This window comes from Streptomyces sp. NPDC045968, from assembly GCF_056430475.1.
This window is the reverse complement of record NZ_JBWKLF010000004.1, coordinates 173,328-188,583: the sequence shown is the minus strand read 5'-3', so window position 1 is coordinate 188,583 and position 15,256 is coordinate 173,328. Positions and strand designations below refer to the sequence as shown.

14 protein-coding genes are annotated in these 15,256 nt (G+C 69.9%); 11 read left to right on the top strand and 3 right to left on the bottom strand.

Going from position 1 to position 15,256, the window contains the following annotated elements; genetic code table 11:
• The first annotated feature begins 298 nt into the window (after positions 1 to 298).
• The 7 genes from AC07FA_RS13725 to AC07FA_RS13695 all read left to right on the top strand — a co-directional run bounded on the left by AC07FA_RS13725 (position 299) and on the right by AC07FA_RS13695 (position 7,991).
• On the top strand, positions 299 to 679 hold the full coding sequence (locus AC07FA_RS13725) for a CPCC family cysteine-rich protein (protein ID WP_479075418.1): 381 nt from the start codon (positions 299 to 301) through the stop codon (positions 677 to 679).
• Positions 676 to 1,407, top strand: coding sequence for a HEAT repeat domain-containing protein (locus tag AC07FA_RS13720; protein WP_479075417.1), 732 nt, complete (start codon positions 676 to 678; stop codon positions 1,405 to 1,407). The genes AC07FA_RS13725 and AC07FA_RS13720 overlap by 4 nt, the downstream gene beginning before the upstream one ends.
• A gap of 3 nt (positions 1,408 to 1,410) precedes the next feature.
• The gene (locus AC07FA_RS13715; protein WP_479075415.1) at positions 1,411 to 2,043 is read left to right on the top strand and encodes a DUF6000 family protein; all 633 of its coding nucleotides are present in this window, start codon (positions 1,411 to 1,413) and stop codon (positions 2,041 to 2,043) included.
• A gap of 279 nt (positions 2,044 to 2,322) precedes the next feature.
• Positions 2,323 to 3,576, top strand: coding sequence for a helix-turn-helix domain-containing protein (locus tag AC07FA_RS13710; RefSeq protein WP_479075929.1), 1,254 nt, complete (start codon positions 2,323 to 2,325; stop codon positions 3,574 to 3,576).
• Positions 3,577 to 3,886: 310 nt separating this feature from the next.
• Positions 3,887 to 4,681 carry a toll/interleukin-1 receptor domain-containing protein gene (locus tag AC07FA_RS13705; protein ID WP_479075414.1) on the top strand — a complete coding sequence of 265 codons (795 nt, stop codon included), beginning with the start codon at positions 3,887 to 3,889 and terminating at the stop codon, positions 4,679 to 4,681.
• Positions 4,678 to 6,657 carry a hypothetical protein gene (locus tag AC07FA_RS13700; protein ID WP_479075412.1) on the top strand — a complete coding sequence of 660 codons (1,980 nt, stop codon included), beginning with the start codon at positions 4,678 to 4,680 and terminating at the stop codon, positions 6,655 to 6,657. The genes AC07FA_RS13705 and AC07FA_RS13700 overlap by 4 nt, the downstream gene beginning before the upstream one ends.
• A complete protein-coding gene (locus AC07FA_RS13695) occupies positions 6,654 to 7,991 on the top strand; it encodes a hypothetical protein (RefSeq protein WP_479075411.1) in 1,338 nt (445 codons plus the stop codon). The genes AC07FA_RS13700 and AC07FA_RS13695 overlap by 4 nt, the downstream gene beginning before the upstream one ends.
• A gap of 269 nt (positions 7,992 to 8,260) precedes the next feature.
• Here AC07FA_RS13695 and ychF read toward each other — a convergent pair whose 3' ends face one another.
• Positions 8,261 to 9,349, bottom strand: a complete 1,089-nt coding sequence (ychF, locus tag AC07FA_RS13690) for a redox-regulated ATPase YchF (protein WP_479075410.1) — start codon at positions 9,347 to 9,349, stop codon at positions 8,261 to 8,263.
• Between the two features lie 194 nt (positions 9,350 to 9,543).
• Here ychF and AC07FA_RS13685 point away from each other — a divergent pair, with 194 nt between their 5' ends.
• Positions 9,544 to 10,128 carry a DUF6542 domain-containing protein gene (locus AC07FA_RS13685; protein ID WP_479075408.1) on the top strand — a complete coding sequence of 195 codons (585 nt, stop codon included), beginning with the start codon at positions 9,544 to 9,546 and terminating at the stop codon, positions 10,126 to 10,128.
• Between the two features lie 32 nt (positions 10,129 to 10,160).
• On the opposite strand, the gene ppgK is transcribed toward AC07FA_RS13685, so the two are convergent.
• Positions 10,161 to 10,916, bottom strand: coding sequence for a polyphosphate--glucose phosphotransferase (gene ppgK / locus AC07FA_RS13680; protein WP_479075406.1), 756 nt, complete (start codon positions 10,914 to 10,916; stop codon positions 10,161 to 10,163).
• 38 nt (positions 10,917 to 10,954) lie between these two features.
• A complete protein-coding gene (locus tag AC07FA_RS13675) occupies positions 10,955 to 11,953 on the bottom strand; it encodes a 4-hydroxy-3-methylbut-2-enyl diphosphate reductase (protein WP_479075405.1) in 999 nt (332 codons plus the stop codon).
• A gap of 83 nt (positions 11,954 to 12,036) precedes the next feature.
• Between AC07FA_RS13675 and AC07FA_RS13670 the strand changes: the two genes are divergently transcribed.
• The 3 genes from AC07FA_RS13670 (at position 12,037) to AC07FA_RS13660 (ending at position 15,118) form a co-directional block, all read left to right on the top strand.
• Positions 12,037 to 13,443, top strand: a complete 1,407-nt coding sequence (locus tag AC07FA_RS13670; protein WP_479075404.1) for an APC family permease — start codon at positions 12,037 to 12,039, stop codon at positions 13,441 to 13,443.
• 90 nt (positions 13,444 to 13,533) lie between these two features.
• Positions 13,534 to 14,745, top strand: a complete 1,212-nt coding sequence (gene xseA / locus AC07FA_RS13665; RefSeq protein ID WP_479075403.1) for an exodeoxyribonuclease VII large subunit — start codon at positions 13,534 to 13,536, stop codon at positions 14,743 to 14,745.
• Between the two features lie 112 nt (positions 14,746 to 14,857).
• On the top strand, positions 14,858 to 15,118 hold the full coding sequence (locus tag AC07FA_RS13660) for an exodeoxyribonuclease VII small subunit (protein WP_479075401.1): 261 nt from the start codon (positions 14,858 to 14,860) through the stop codon (positions 15,116 to 15,118).
• The last annotated feature ends 138 nt before the right edge of the window (positions 15,119 to 15,256 follow it).

Sequence of the window (15,256 nt, the reverse complement as noted above, 5' to 3'; positions counted from 1 at the left end):
AGCACGGGAAAATGAAGGGGCCCGCCTACGAGGAGGCGGACCCCTTCCGACCTGCATGCTTGGCTCATTGCCTCACGCACGGTACGCAACGACTACACGTTGAAGCGGAATGTCTGCGGCCAGACGCTGACCTGCTGCGGAGCCCCGCACAGGGCTGTGACCTGGGGTTCCTCGTTGGCATGCGTTGGCTCCCGACGGCCGTTTACGGGTGTCCTGCGGACTGGGTGCGGACCGGCCGGGTACGCCGAGGCAGAGAAATCCATGGCGCACGGGCGGGACCTGCAACGAAACTGCGCAGGTGAGCGACTCCTACCCCTGCCCGTGCTGCGGACACCGCGTGCTGAGCGCGATGCCCGGCTCGTACGAGATCTGCCCCGTCTGCTTCTGGGAGGACGACGGGGTCCAGTTCCGCTGGCCGACCATGGACGGCGGAGCGAACAAGGTCTCCCTGATCGAGGCCCAGCGCAACTACCAGGACTTCGGCGCCTGCGACGAGCACGGCCGCCGGTACGTCCGCCCGCCGGCCGAGGACGAGCCACTCGACCCTGCCTGGCGCCCCATCGACCTGACGCGCGACTGCTTCGAGGACTGGGAGGCCGAGGACCGAGCCCCGTGGCCCGACGACCGCTCGGTGCTCTGCTGGTGGCTCCCCACCTTCTGGCGCCGGGACCACCCATGACCGCCCGCATCGAGAGACTCATCCAGCAGCTCGACGACTCGACCGGCCCGTCGTACGACGCCCGCGCGGAACTGATCGGCATCGGCTTCGACGCCATTCCCGCGGTCATCGATGGTTTGCCCTCCCTCGGCGGCTTCGGCCAGCTGACCGCCATCGAGGTCTTCGAAGAGGTGGCGGACCCACGCTGCGCCCCCGCACTGCTCGGCCTCCTGGGCAGCGACGACTCCACTGTCCGGGAATGGGCGGCGATGGCCTTGGCGAGCCTGGAGATCGACGGCTCGGTCGAGCCCCTGCGCCACGCCTATCGCGCCTGCCTGGAACGGGCGACGCCACCGGACTGGAGCGAGCCGGAAGGCATCCGATGGGCCCTGACCGAACTCGGCGCACGCACCCCCGACGTCCCACCCCTCACCACGCGCCTACGAGCCACCACTGCGGACGACGCCCCAGGCTGGCCCTCGGCCCGCCTCGCCGAGATCATCAACGACCTGGCCGACCACGCCCAGGTGATCCTCTACTCCCAGTTCTGGCGAGTGGACGCCGGCCGCACATACGGCATCTCGGACAACGGCCTGAACTGGCAACTCGACTGGAGTGCGCCCTGGGAGCACTTGGTCGAAGAGTCCCGCACCTGGTCCCTGCTGGAAGCCTCCGAAGCCCCGGTCGGCGACAACATCTTCGTCGCCCCCACCTGGATCGACCGTACCGACCTGTACCCGGAGAGGTGACCGATGCCATTCCAGCACCCCGAGGAAATCGGCTACGGCTACGTAATCGAGCGCTACGCGGCAAGGACGGACTCAGGCCACGCGCGCTACCTCGTCCTGAAAAGTGGTCGGTTCCTGCGGCCCGAGTGGCCTCACGCCGAACGTTTCGCCCATCACCTCATCGACGACGCAGCCACAATCAACGATGTCGAGCTGGAGGCCCTCCTTGGCTACGAGTGGCGCTCACGCCTCACCGCTGGCTGGCTGATCGGCGTAGGCCGACGCTCCACGTTCCGCGAACGCATCGGCGACCTGCTCCTGGCCAGCGAGTTCTGCTTCTCCGGCAGCGCCTACTGCTTCGCCCTGGCCCGCTTCGGCACCCACGCGGACGCCGAGATCCTCACCGCCTACCTGGACCGCTACCTCCCTCGCACCGACCTCCGCTACGACCAGCCCGCCGCCCTCGGTGCACTCCTCCGCCTCGACGCCCAGCTCGACACCAACCACGCCGACCGCTTCACCCCGCCCGGCGACCTCTGGGACCAATGGGTCAAAGCCCTGCCCTACCTCCACGACCACCCCGCTTACACCCCCGCCGAGTGTCGCCGATGGACGGACCTCCAGTGCGACTTCAACAACGGCTGGACCCGCTCGTGATCCTGTCATTCCCGATTGCGTCGTCCCGATCGTGGTCGACCCGGTCACTCCAAGGAACGGACAGGGAACAACGGAGCACGAAAGAGGCAACGGGCAACACCGCCGAACCCCGATTCTCCAGGCGCGCCTCATGCCAAACTCGCTCTCGGATGCGAAGCGAAACGACGCCGTCACAGCGGGTGTTGACCGTCGGGTTTCGTGTCGCCCGGTGGTCGTCGGATGACGGCTCCCCGTGAGGGCTTACGGCTCTCGCGATCAGTGTTCAAGGGGAGGTTGATGATGAGCACGACTTCCAGTTTCGGCCCAGAACTCCGCCGCTTACGAGTGGAAGCGGGGCTGACTCTGACCGAGTTCTCCGTGGCGCTCAACTACGACAAGGGACACCTCAGCAAGGTCGAGCGCGGGGAACGTTCCGCGTCCCCCGAACTGGCCCGCCGGTGCGATGCCTTCCTCGGCGCGGACGGCGAACTGCAGCGCCTGGTCACCCGTCCTGGGACGGACTCGGCTTCGGGCACCGCCGAATCCCCCGTCGGGCCGAGCCGCTGGCTCGTCGGGCGCCGGGCGGTCCTCTCGGCGGGTACGGGAGCGCTGATCGACCTCGGCCTGACACTCGGCGGTCAGGCGGTGTTCTCCGCCGACGACCCCCTCCTGCCCTCCTTCCGCATGCAGTTCGACCAACTTCGAAAGCTCGGCCAGTCCACTGCGCCCAAGGTCCTGCTGCCCCTACTGGAGACGCAGACCCGCATGATCACCGGGCTGGCTGCCGACGCCCGGTCCGTTTCTCGGGCCCCCGCGCTCCTGCTCGCCTCGCGGTTCGCGGAGTTCACCGGTTGGATGGCCCAGGAGGCCGGGAACAGCGACGCGGCACTCGGCTGGACCGGCGAGGCCGCCGAACTGGCACGCGCCGGGGGTGACCCGCACCTCGGCTCCTACGCACTGGTGCGTCGTGCCCTGGTCACGATGTACGGCGGGGACGGCGTCGGCACCGTCGCCTTGGCCCGCCGCGCCCAGGGCAGCGAACTCCCGCCGCGCATCCGGGGACTCGCGGCCCAACGGGAGGCCCAGGGCCACGCGCTCGTCGGGAACGAAGTCGAGTGCCTCCGCAGCCTCGACACGGCGCGGGAACTACTCGACAGCGACGACACCCGCAGCGGCACCGAGCCCGTGATCGGCACCTCCCACGTGAGCGATCCGGCGGCGATGTCGACCGGCTGGTGCCTGCACGACCTCGGCCGCCCCAAGGCAGCCGCTGAGGTACTCGACCGGGAGTACCGTCGCCTCCCGCCACACGCGCTGCGCACCCGCGCCCGGTACGGCTTCCGCCGGTCCTTGGCCCATGCCGCCTCCGGGGAGGTCGAGCACGCGTGCGCGATCGCCGGGGATCTCCTGGGAGTGATGCCGACCGTGCCCTCAGCGACGGTGAACAGCGACATCCGGCGTCTCGCACGGGAGCTCTCCCGTTTCCGGAGCAGTCGCGCCGTACGTGATCTGCAGCCCGCGCTGGCACGCGTACTCGCCCCCGCGCACGACTGACAGCCGTTCCACGACCGACCTTGACTCGAACCGCCCGGCTCGCCGGACCACCCCGTCCCTCCGGCCCTCCGGATCCCACGGTCTCCGGCGGACCCCTCTGATCACCGCTTGACGCGTCGCATCGCGCCCCCGGCTTCTTCAGGCTGCCCGCGACCGGTAACACACCACGCGGCACACCTCCATCCGCACGCCTTCCCGTGGATGCGCCATGCCGTCCACATGGTCGGAACCTCATGGCCTGGGCGGACCCATAACCCGGTCCACAGCCCCGCGCCCGTTCACCCCGTCCTCCTTCACGAAGGGAACCTTCATGCCCGACGTCTTCGTCAACTACCGCACAGGCGACGAGGAGTCCGCAGCGACCATGATCGCTCGGGAACTCGCCCGCCGGTTCGGCGACGAGAGGATCTTCTTCGCCAGCAACTCGATCGAGCCCGGACGCCGTTTCCCGGTGGAACTGGTCAGGGCGGTGGAGGAGTGCGAGGCCCTCCTCGCCGTGATCGGCCCGCGCTGGGCGGAGGTGCGCGGGGCCGACGGCCGCCCCGCCCTCGAAGCCGAGCAGGACTGGACCCGTCGCGAGATCCATACAGCTCTCGACCGCGGGGTCCTCGTGATCCCAGTGCTCGTCGGAAAGGCCACGCGGATCGACCGCGCCCTCCTTCCGGACGATCTGCTGGAGCTGGCGGACTGCCAGTACAGGCGGTTCGACCACCGCAACGCCGAATCGGACCTGACGGCGCTCGGTGACACCCTCGCCCGGCTTCTGCCCGAGCTAGGCGCGGTGGACCGGGACGCCCGTGCGGTGCGGGAGCGGGCGGAGGGGAAGTCCAGCAAGAAGTCGGCCCGGGACGCCGGGCACACCAGGATGCGGACGCGCGACGTCGAGCAGCGCGTGCGCGGCGGCATCGGAAACCTCAACGGAGACCTGTCCGGGACCTTCGTCAACGAGCCGCAGGGACCTGTGAACACCGGCTTGGGCCACCAGTACAACGCACCTCACTTCGAGGGCGACAACACCGGGGTCCAGTTCACCGCGGGCGACAACAGCGGCACGGTCCACCAGCGCTTCGAGCGCGAGCGCCGGCATTCGGACGACGGACGATGACTGAGCAGGACCGCGTCACCGTCAACGATCCGCGCGGCCCGGTGAACAACGGCGAGGGGCACCAGTACGTCTTCTACGGCGTCGGCACGGACTGGATGATCCGCAAGGGGGTCGAGTCCCTCCGAATCACCCGCGAGGATCGGGTGCGCCTGGCCGACCGGTTCGTTCCGCCGATGGGCTACCGCGTTGCCTCCGACCGTCTGGAGAAGCCCGGATCCGTGGTGCTGCTGAAAGGGCTGCCCGGCAGCGGCCGCCGCGCCGCGGCGATCATGCTGCTGCACGGGTTCGCTGAGGACGGGTGCGCCGACAAGGAGGGGGTCCGGTTCGAGGAACTTCCCGTCACGGGCACGGACGAGACCCCTCTCGCTCCTGGCACGGGGGACCGCTTCCTCCTCGACCTGTCAGGAATCGCCGACGAGGAGACGTACGACAAGGCCCAGCGCCGCCTGGCCGTGCGCCGGTCACAGGTCCAGGAGGCGGGTGCCCACATGGTCGTCGTCCTGCCGTCGGGCATGGAACACGCCCACCCACCGGACCTCGACCCGCACACGGTGAGGCTGGGACGCCCCAGGGGCGTCGCCGTCGTCACCCGGTACCTCCGCATGGACCGGATGCCCTTCCGCCCCGTGGACCTGGGGAGCGCCGACCTCCAGCACCTGTGCGACCGCTCCCCCATGCGGGAACTGGCGCGGCTCACGGGACTGGTGAGGGCCGCTCGCGACAGCGGCCGGTTCGGCGCCGACTTCGCGGGATGGCTAGACCAAGCGATGCACGCGGTGACCGACCGTGCCGGCGAAGTGGGCCGGCAGGTGGCCGCGGTCCGTACCGCGCCCGAGCGGGCTCTGCTGCTCGCGACGGCGATGTTCGAGGAGGCCCGCGCCGACACCGTCTACGAGGCGTGGCACGGTCTTATGAAGACGGTGAGGCACGAGGAGGAAGTGACGACCGAGCTCGCGCGGACGGATTTCGGAGAGCGGTTGGAAGGGCTCGGGATCGAGCGGGATCCGGACGGACGGCTCCGCTTCGAACGGCTCGCCTACGCCGACGCGGTACGGACGTACTTCTGGGCGAACTTCCCCGGGGTACGCGATGACCTCAGGGACTGGGTCGGCTGCGCCGCCGGGCTGCGCGGTCTGACCACCGACGACCGGGTGAACGTCGTCGTCCGCTTCGGGGAGCGAGCCCTGGCCGTCGAGCGGCCCGACCACCTCTTCGACCTCGTGGCGCGCTGGGCGGACCACGCGACCGGAACGTCCTGCGATCCACGAGCCATGGCCGCCCTCGAAGTGGGGCTCGGCCACGAGAGGTTCGGGGGATGGTTCCGCAAGCGGATGTACGAGTGCGTCGTGAGATCCGGCTCCTTGTCGAGCGGTCTCGCCCGCGTCCTGACCACGGCCTGTGTCCAGAGCCTCGTCGCGACGCACCCGGATCAGGCGGTGGTACGGCTCCACTACCTCGCCGTGCGGAAGGGGGAGGCTGCGCGCGAGGCCCAGGAGGCGCTTCTCGACCTCGCCGGCCGCGACCGCCGGCTCTATCGACTGCTGATCGACCGCTTACGGGACCGGGCGCGTCGGGAGCCGCACGGGGCAGAGCCCCATCTCCAGCTGCTCACAGCCCTGTTGAGGAATGACCGGGCACCGGACCCGCCGCCATGGCCGGACCTGTTCCTGGGCTGGGAGGCGGTGTTCTCCCACACGCCGACAGAGCTCTGGAATCCGCTGGTGAGCAGCTGGCTGAACGCCGTGGCGGGCGACAGCACACGGAAGATGGCGCTGGACGTGATGGTAGGGGCGACGCGCGGCCGCGCGGCCGCCCTCCACCGCCTATACGCCATCGCGTGCGACTGGGCTGGGTCCGCGCGCCTCCCGTCCCAGGCAGCGGTCGCCGCCCTCTTCTGGCAGTACATCGACCAGGTGCAGTACGGCCGCACGGAGCGTGCGGACACCGGACCACGAACCACGGAAGAGGCACGATGAGACACCGTTTTCCCAGCTTGTTGTTCGTCGCCCTCTGCGGCCTCGTACCGGTTGTGCTCGGAAACCTCCTGGACTGGTCGGCCTGGCTGTGGGGCTTCATGTCCATGGTCACGGCTTCGGGCTCCCTGCTGCTCGTGATGACGGTCCTCAGCAGCGGCCGCGCGTCGGCCGACCCGTACGAGCCCGGGGAACCCGAGCCGCCCGCGATGCCGGTGGAGCAGCCGTACCAGGAGACACGGGTGATCGACGCGGTGTTGCCGAGCGCAACGGGCGGCTACGACTTCCTCTTCTCCGCCACCGTGTGGTGGAAGCCTGTTCCCGACCACGTCGGCCGGTCGGATGACGCCTCCCCGGCCCTCGCCGCCTCCTCTATCGTCAGCCGGGCCCAGGAGGTCGTCCGCCACGAGGAACCCGGCCGGGCGAGCTTCGCGCAGTATCTTCTGGACGGGGATTTGGGCGTCCTGCTCCCGGACCGGAACGATCGGGTGAAGGCCATGGCGACCGATGTGACGCTGACCCTCGCTCCCGCCGACCGCGAGCGTCTGCGGAAGCTGAACGATTTTCGCAAGGACGAGGAGATCTGGGAATACGAGCGCGAGCACGAGCGCAACAAGCGGCGCTATCTCGGCGACGACGTACTCAAGAGCGCGGGCAGCGCGGTGGTGTGGTGGCTGGCCCGCCACGAGAACGAGATCGAGAAGGCGGTCCACATGATCGGCCCGCTCGCCCAGATCGCGGCGGCCGCGAACGACGAGGAGGTACCCGAGCTCTTCCGCCACCTGCTCGTTCCGCCCGAGGGCGCGCGGAGCGAGGCGACCATCGGGGGATCGCCTTGGGAGGAGGGTGGCCTCGGAGGGGAGATGTTCGACCGCGAGGAGGAGGTGGGGGTCTCGGATCGCCTGCGCCTGTTGCTGACGGCTACGGGCCTCAAGCCGGACATGGACGGGTACACAGTGCTCGTACACCGTGTGATGCGGTTTCTCAAAGCGGAGGGGCTGGACGAGGCCGCCGACGAGATCAGGCTGGCCTTTGGCCTGGCCCCCGACGAGGGGCCAGAGGGGGAGACCTCGGACGAGGGGGACACCACTGCACCCTGGCCGCCCCACTCTCCAACCCCTGAGGGCCCGCCCTTCACCGACATGACCACGGACCCGGATGCCGACACGGGCGGGGACACGTTCACGCCCTGGGGGGCGGAGAGCAGCTCGAACGAAAGGAACAGCAATTGGTGGGAGACGGGCGAGGGCGACATGACGTCTTCGCACCTCTGGGACCCCTCGCACAGCCCTCACCGTCGCGCCGAACCCCGCCCACGAGACGACGACGGGAGCTGATCTGGTAGACGGTCGGCTCGCCGAGTCTCCCCTTCGCAGCACACCGTGGCAGGGCAACTCCTTCTCGTCCCGAACAGCGCATGTCGGGAGGGGCCTGACCTCAGAGAACCAGGCCCTTCCGACATGCGCATTTTTCTAGATCATCGAGTGGTGGCGGCATCCGCTACACGTTGAAGCGCATATATCAGGGCTCGCCCAGTCGGGGCGCCGTCTTCGGCTGGCCGCCCAACCCGCTCCGCCGCAGGTCAGACGGCCTTTCGCCGAACGGATCAGACGTTGAAGCGGAACTCCACCACGTCGCCGTCCTGCATCACGTACTCCTTGCCCTCCATGCGGGCCTTGCCCTTGGCGCGGGCCTCGGCCACCGAGCCCATCTCGACCAGGTCCTCGTACGAGATGATCTCCGCCTTGATGAAGCCCTTCTGGAAGTCGGTGTGGATCACACCGGCCGCCTCGGGGGCCGTCGCGCCCTTCTTGATCGTCCAGGCGCGGGTCTCCTTCGGGCCTGCCGTGAGGTAGGTCTGAAGGCCGAGGGTCTCGAAGCCGACGCGGCCGAGGGTGGCCAGGCCGGGCTCTTCCTGGCCCATCGACTGGAGGAGTTCCAGGGCCTCGTCGTCGTCGAGTTCGATCAGCTCGGACTCGATCTTGGCGTTGAGGAAGATCGCCTCGGCGGGGGCGACCAGGGCGCGCTGCTCGTTCTTGAAGTCCTCGTCGACCAGTTCGTCCTCGTCGACGTTGAAGACGTACAGGAAGGGCTTCGTGGTCAGGAGGTGCAGCTCGTGCAGGAGCCGGCCCTTCTCCGTGTTCGCCGTGATGCCCGCGGCGAAGAGGGTCTGGCCGGCCTCCATGATCTTCTGGGCCTCCTCGACAGCGGCGAGGACCGCGACCTTCTCCTTCTGGAGGCGGGATTCCTTCTGGAGGCGCGGGATCTGCTTCTCGACGGACTGGAGGTCGGCGAGGATCAGCTCGGTGTTGATCGTCTCGATGTCGTCCTTCGGCGAGACCTTGCCGTCGACGTGGACGACGTTCTCGTCCTTGAAGGCGCGGATGACCTGGCAGATCGCGTCGGACTCGCGGATGTTCGCGAGGAACTTGTTGCCCAGGCCCTCGCCCTCGCTCGCGCCGCGCACGATGCCCGCGATGTCGACGAAGTCGACCGTGGCGGGGAGCAGCTTCTGCGAGCCGAAGATCTCGGCCAGCTTGTTCAGGCGCGGGTCCGGGACGCCCACGACGCCGACGTTCGGCTCGATCGTGGCGAACGGGTAGTTGGCCGCCAGCACGTCGTTCTTGGTCAGGGCGTTGAACAGGGTCGACTTGCCGACATTCGGCAGACCGACGATTCCGATCGTGAGCGACACTTTGGCGACTTCCTGGAGTAAGGATGAAGGAGAGAGGGTCCAGTTTACGGGCGGGGCCGGGCAGGCGGCCACGGGTCGGGGGCAGGGCCGAACAGGTCGGGTTTCGGCCCTGTGACATCGAACTCAGTGCCAAGCTCGGCCAAAGCGCGTGTCCAACGCCTGATTCCTCCCGTCACGCGACCTACGTTGTGCTGGTGGAGCAGCCCAGGACACGTACCCCGCAGCGCAGGCAGCCTCGTCAGCAGGCCACGATCGGCGAGACCGCCGCCGTCTACCGGGTGACGGGCACGCCCGGCGCCCGGCCCCGTACGGTGCCGCCCGCCGTGGCGGCGCTGCGCAGGTTCCCCAACCCCCGGCTGACCGGTATCGGCGCCGGGCTCTTCGCCGCCGTCACCATGTTCGTGCTCGGCTGCCTCGACTGGCTGATCCTCGACGGCTCGGAAACGGTCTACGGGCTGCTGTTCCTGCCGGTCAGCGCGCTGACCGCGCTCTGGGTCCGGCCCGCCGACCTGGTCACCGCGCCGATCAGCGTGCCGATCGCCTTCGCCGTGGGAGTGATCCCGATCTCCGGAGGCGCCGGCGGTTTCGGCGGGCAGACGATGGCGGTCGTCACGGCCCTCGCCGTCCATGCGGGCTGGCTGTACGGGGGCACGCTCGTCGCCGGTCTCATCGCGAGCGTACGCAAGATCCGGCACATGCGTCAGCGGCACCTGCTCCGCGCCGCGCAGGCCGCGCGCGGAGTGCAGGTGGCGCGTCGGCCCCAGCAGCCGCAGCCGTAGAGCCCCGGCGGACCGTGCCCGGGTGGGGCCGGTCAGGGACCTGATGTCTCGGAGCTCTTGAAGGCGGCCATCGCCGCGCCGACGATGCCCGCGTTGTTCTGCAGCTGCGCCGGGACCATCTCCGCCCGTACGTGTTCGATCAGGGGCAGGAACTTCTCCGCCTTGCGGCTCACGCCGCCGCCGATGATGAACAGCTGGGGCGAGAACAGCATCTCCACATGGGCCAGGTACTTCTGCACCCGGTGCGCCCAGTGCGTCCAGCTCAGGTCCTCGTCCTCCTTGGCCTTCGTGGAGGCGCGCTTCTCCGCGTCGTGACCGTGGAGCTCCAGATGACCCAGCTCGGTGTTGGGGACCAGCCGGCCGTCAGTGAAGACCGCGCTGCCGATGCCCGTGCCGAAGGTCAGCATGATGACCGTGCCCTTGCGTCCGCGGCCCGCGCCGAAGGCCATCTCGGCCATTCCGGCGGCGTCGGCGTCGTTGAGGATCGTGACCGGCCGGCCGATCCGCTCGCCGAGGAGGGCGCGGGCGTCCGTGTCGATCCAGCCCTTGTCGACGTTGGCCGCGGTGCGGGTGATCCCGTCCGTGACGACGCCGGGGAAGGTGATGCCGACGGGTCCCTGCCAGTCGAAGTGGCGGACCACCTCGGCCACGCAGTCGGCCACGCCGTCGGGCGTGGCCGGTTGCGGTGTCAGTACTTTGTGGCGCTCCTGCGCCAGGTCTCCGCGGTCCAGGTCCACGGGAGCACCCTTGATCCCAGAGCCGCCGATGTCCACGCCGAAGATCTTCATGCGGTCCACGGTACGGGCACGGCGGGCCCGGCGCCCGGCTATGTGCCGGAGACGCGGGAGAGTTCCGCCGCCTCGGCCCGCAGGTCGCGGCGGAGCTCCTTGGGGAGGGAGAAGGTGATCGACTCGTCGGCCGTCTTCACCGTCTCCACGTCGGCGTAACCCCGCTCGGCCAGCCATTCCAGTACGCCGTCCACGAGGACGTCCGGGACGGAGGCGCCGGAGGTGAGGCCCACCGTGGTGACGCCCTCCAGCCACGCCTCGTCGATCTCGTCGGCGAAGTCCACCAGATGGGCCGCGGGGGCGCCCGCGTCGAGGGCGACCTCGACCATGCGGATCGAGTTCGAGGAGTTCTTGGAGCCGACGACGATGACCAGCTGGGCGTCCTCGGCCAGCTTCTTCACCGCGATCTGACGGTTCTGCGTGGCGTAGCAGATGTCGTCGCTGGGCGGCGAGAGGAGGTTCGGGAACTTCTCCTTGAGGGCGTCGACCGTCTCCATCGTCTCGTCGACGGAGAGCGTCGTCTGGGAGAGCCACACGACCTTCGACTCGTCGCGGACGGACACGTTGGCAACGTCCTCGGGGCCGTCGACCAGCGTGATGTGGTCGGGCGCCTCGCCGCTGGTGCCGATGACTTCCTCGTGGCCCTCGTGGCCGATCAGGAGGATGTCGTAGTCCTCCTTGGCGAAGCGGACGGCTTCCTTGTGGACCTTGGTGACCAGCGGGCACGTGGCGTCGATGGTGGCGAGCTTGCGCTCGGCCGCCTCGGCGTGGACGGTCGGTGCGACACCGTGCGCGGAGAACATCACGATGGATCCCTCGGGGACCTCCGCCGTGACGTCGACGAAGATCGCGCCCTTCTTCTCCAGTGTCTGGACGACGTACTTGTTGTGCACGATCTCGTGGCGCACGTAGATCGGGGCCCCGTACTGCTCCAGGGCCTTCTCGACGGCGATCACGGCACGGTCCACGCCCGCGCAGTAGCCACGGGGAGCGGCGAGCAGGACACGGCGTGCAGGCGTTGCAGTCATGCGTCCCATCGTAAGGCCGTACCGAACAGGCGCCGGTCCGGCCGGGTCGGGAGACTGGGGCATCACGCGCACACGCGAGCGACGGAGGGTTCATGGCAGGCAGTACCAAGGACCATGACGCGGACCAGGGAACATTGCGAAGGACGCTCGGCTTCCGGGACCTGGTCGTCTACGGGCTCCTGTTCATCGCCCCCATGGCTCCGGTCGGCGTGTTCGGCACACTCGACGCGAAGTCCGGCGGCGCGGTCGCACTGGTCTACGTCGTGGCCACGGTCGTCATGGCGTTCACCGCCTTCAGTTACGCCCAGATGGTGCGGGTCGCCCCCCTGGCCGGTTCGGTCTTCACGTACGCGCGCAAGGGGCTCGGGGAGGGGCCGGGGTTCATCGCCGGGTGGATGGCGATGCTCGACTACCTGCTGATCCCGGCGGTCGCCTACCTCTTCTCCGGGATCGCGATGAACGCGCTGGTCCCCGAGGTGTCGCGGTGGGTGTGGACGGCCATCGCCGTGCTGGTGACCACGCTGCTGAACCTGTGGGGCGTGCGGGCGGCGGCCCGGGTCGGCTTCGCTGTGCTCGCCATGGAGATCGTGGTGCTGCTGGTGTTCGTGGTGTCCGCCGTGTGGGTGCTCGTACGGGACGGGGCGCAGCGCGGGTGGCTGACGCCGCTCACCGGGGATGCGGGGTTCTCGACGGCGGCGGTGCTGGGGGCCGTCTCGGTGGCCGTGCTGTCGTATCTGGGCTTCGACGCGATCGCCTCGTTCGCCGAGGAGGTGACCGGCGGCTCGGCGAAGGTGGCCCGTGCGGTGCTGTTCTGTCTGGTGCTGGCGGGGGCCCTGTTCATCGCGCAGTCGTATCTGGCCGCGCTGCTGGAGCCGGTGAGCTCCGCGGAGCTGGCGGCCGATCCGGCGGCGCAGGGGTCGGCGTTCTACGACGCGGTGGATGCCTCGGTCGGTACGTGGCTGCACGATCTGGTGGCCGTGAGCAAGGCGATCGGTGCGGCCTTCGCGGCGCTGGCCGGGCAGGCCGCGGCGGGCCGGCTGGTGTTCGCGATGGCACGGGAGCGGCGGCTGCCGGGGTTCCTGGCCAAGGTCGACGCACGTTCCGGGGTCCCCAGGACCGCGATCCTGGGTGCGGCGATCGTGACGCTGGTGGCGGCGGTGTGGGCGGCCCGGCGGGACGACGGCCTGGACCATCTCGTCTCGGTCGTGGACATCGGCGCGCTGTCGGCGTTCGTCCTGCTCCACGCGTCGGTGGTGGGCTGGTTCGCGGTGCGCCGGATGGCGGGGCCGCCGAGCTGGTGGCGCCATGTGCTCATGCCGGTGGTCGGTGCGGCCGTGCTGGTCGCGGTGATCGTGGAGGCGACGACGAGCGCACAGGTGGTCGGGGTGTGCTGGCTCGGCATCGGTCTGGTGGTGCTCGCGACGCAGTGGGGGCGTCGGCCGGGGCCGGACGGGCTCGGGCCGGGGCCGGGGTCCGAGGGGGCCCCGGGGGCGCGCTGACCTTCGGGCGGGCCGGGAGGGGGCGGGAGAGGGGAGCGGGCGGGCGCGCTGGCCGGGCGTCCTGTCGGTGGGGGCCGATACGCTCCCCGCATGGCTCTCAATACGTCCGCGGAAGCCCCGCTGCCCGTCGGTGAGGTGTCACGGCTCATCGGCGGGTGGATCGACCGGCTCGGTGCGGTCTGGGTCGAGGGGCAGATCACTCAGCTGTCGCGGCGGCCGGGTGCCGGTGTCGTCTTCCTGACGCTGCGCGATCCCTCGCACGACATCTCGGTGAGCGTCACCTGCTTCCGGCAGGTCTTCGACCGGATCGCCGATGTGGTGACCGAGGGCGCGCGCGTCGTCGTCCTCGCCAAGCCCGAGTGGTACGCGCCCCGCGGGCAGCTCTCGCTGCGGGCGACGGAGATACGGCCCGTCGGCATCGGCGAGCTGCTCGTACGGCTGGAGCAGCTGAAGAAGGCCCTCGCGTCGGAGGGGCTTTTCGCGCTGGACCGGAAGAAGCCGCTGCCGTTCCTGCCGCAGCTGATCGGACTGGTCTGCGGGCGGGCCTCGGCGGCCGAGCGCGACGTCCTGGAGAACGCGCGGCGGCGCTGGCCCGCGGTGCGCTTCGAGGTCCGCAACACCGCGGTGCAGGGTGTGCACGCGGTGAATCAGGTGGTCCAGGCGGTGCGGGAGCTCGACGCGCTGGACGAGGTCGACGTGATCGTCGTCGCCCGGGGCGGCGGGAGTGTGGAGGATCTGCTGCCGTTCTCCGACGAGCAGCTGATCCGGGCGGTGGCGGCGTGCCGCACGCCCGTGGTGTCCGCGATCGGGCACGAACCGGACTCCCCGCTGCTCGACCTGGTCGCGGACCTGCGGGCCTCCACGCCCACCGACGCGGCGAAGAAGGTCGTACCGGACGTCGGCGAGGAGCTGGACCGGGTGCAGCAGCTGCGGGACCGGGCGCTGCGCACGGTACGCGGGCTGCTGGAGCGCGAGGAGCGGGGGCTGGCGCATGCCCTGGGCCGGCCCGCGATGGAGCGTCCCCAGCGGCTGGTGGACGAGCGGGAGGCGGAGGTCGACGCGCTGGTGGGGCGCAGCCGGCGGGTGCTCGGGCATCTGCTGGACCGCGCCGAGTCGGAGATCTCGCACACCTTGGCGCGGGTGGTGTCGCTGTCGCCGGCCGCCACGCTGGAGCGCGGTTACGCGGTGCTCCAGCGGCCGGACGGCCATGTCGTCCGTTCGCCCGCCGAGGCCGGGGCGCCCGGCGAGGAACTGCGCGCGCGGGTGTCGGAGGGCGAGTTCACCGTGCGGGTCGCCGAGTGAGCGGCCGGTGCGGTGCGGGGGTCCGGCGGTCGTAGCGGTTCAGCGGTCACAGCTCATACATACGGTTGCAGCTCATCCATAGCGGTCGTAGCTCACACATAGGGTGGATCACATGACGGACGACGGGACGACGACGGCTGCGGATACGGCTGGCGCGACGGGCACGCTCGGCTACGAGCAGGCCCGGGACGAGCTGATCGAGGTCGTACGCCGCCTGGAGGCGGGCGGCACGACGCTGGAGGAGTCGCTGGCCCTGTGGGAGCGCGGCGAGGAGCTGGCCAGGGTGTGCCGACGCTGGCTGGAGGGTGCGCGGGCGCGTCTCGATGCGGCCTTGGCGCGGCCGGAGGAAGGCCCCGGGGCCGGGGAGGGCTGAGAAACGGGCGCGGGGCGGGCTTCCGCCGCGCGGGGCTGTTTCCCCGCTGGAAGGGGTGTGCACTGGATCACTTCGGGCCCGGTTTAGTTGAAAGTTAACCTATCTCTCGGTTACGGTCGTGCCATCGCTTGATCCGAT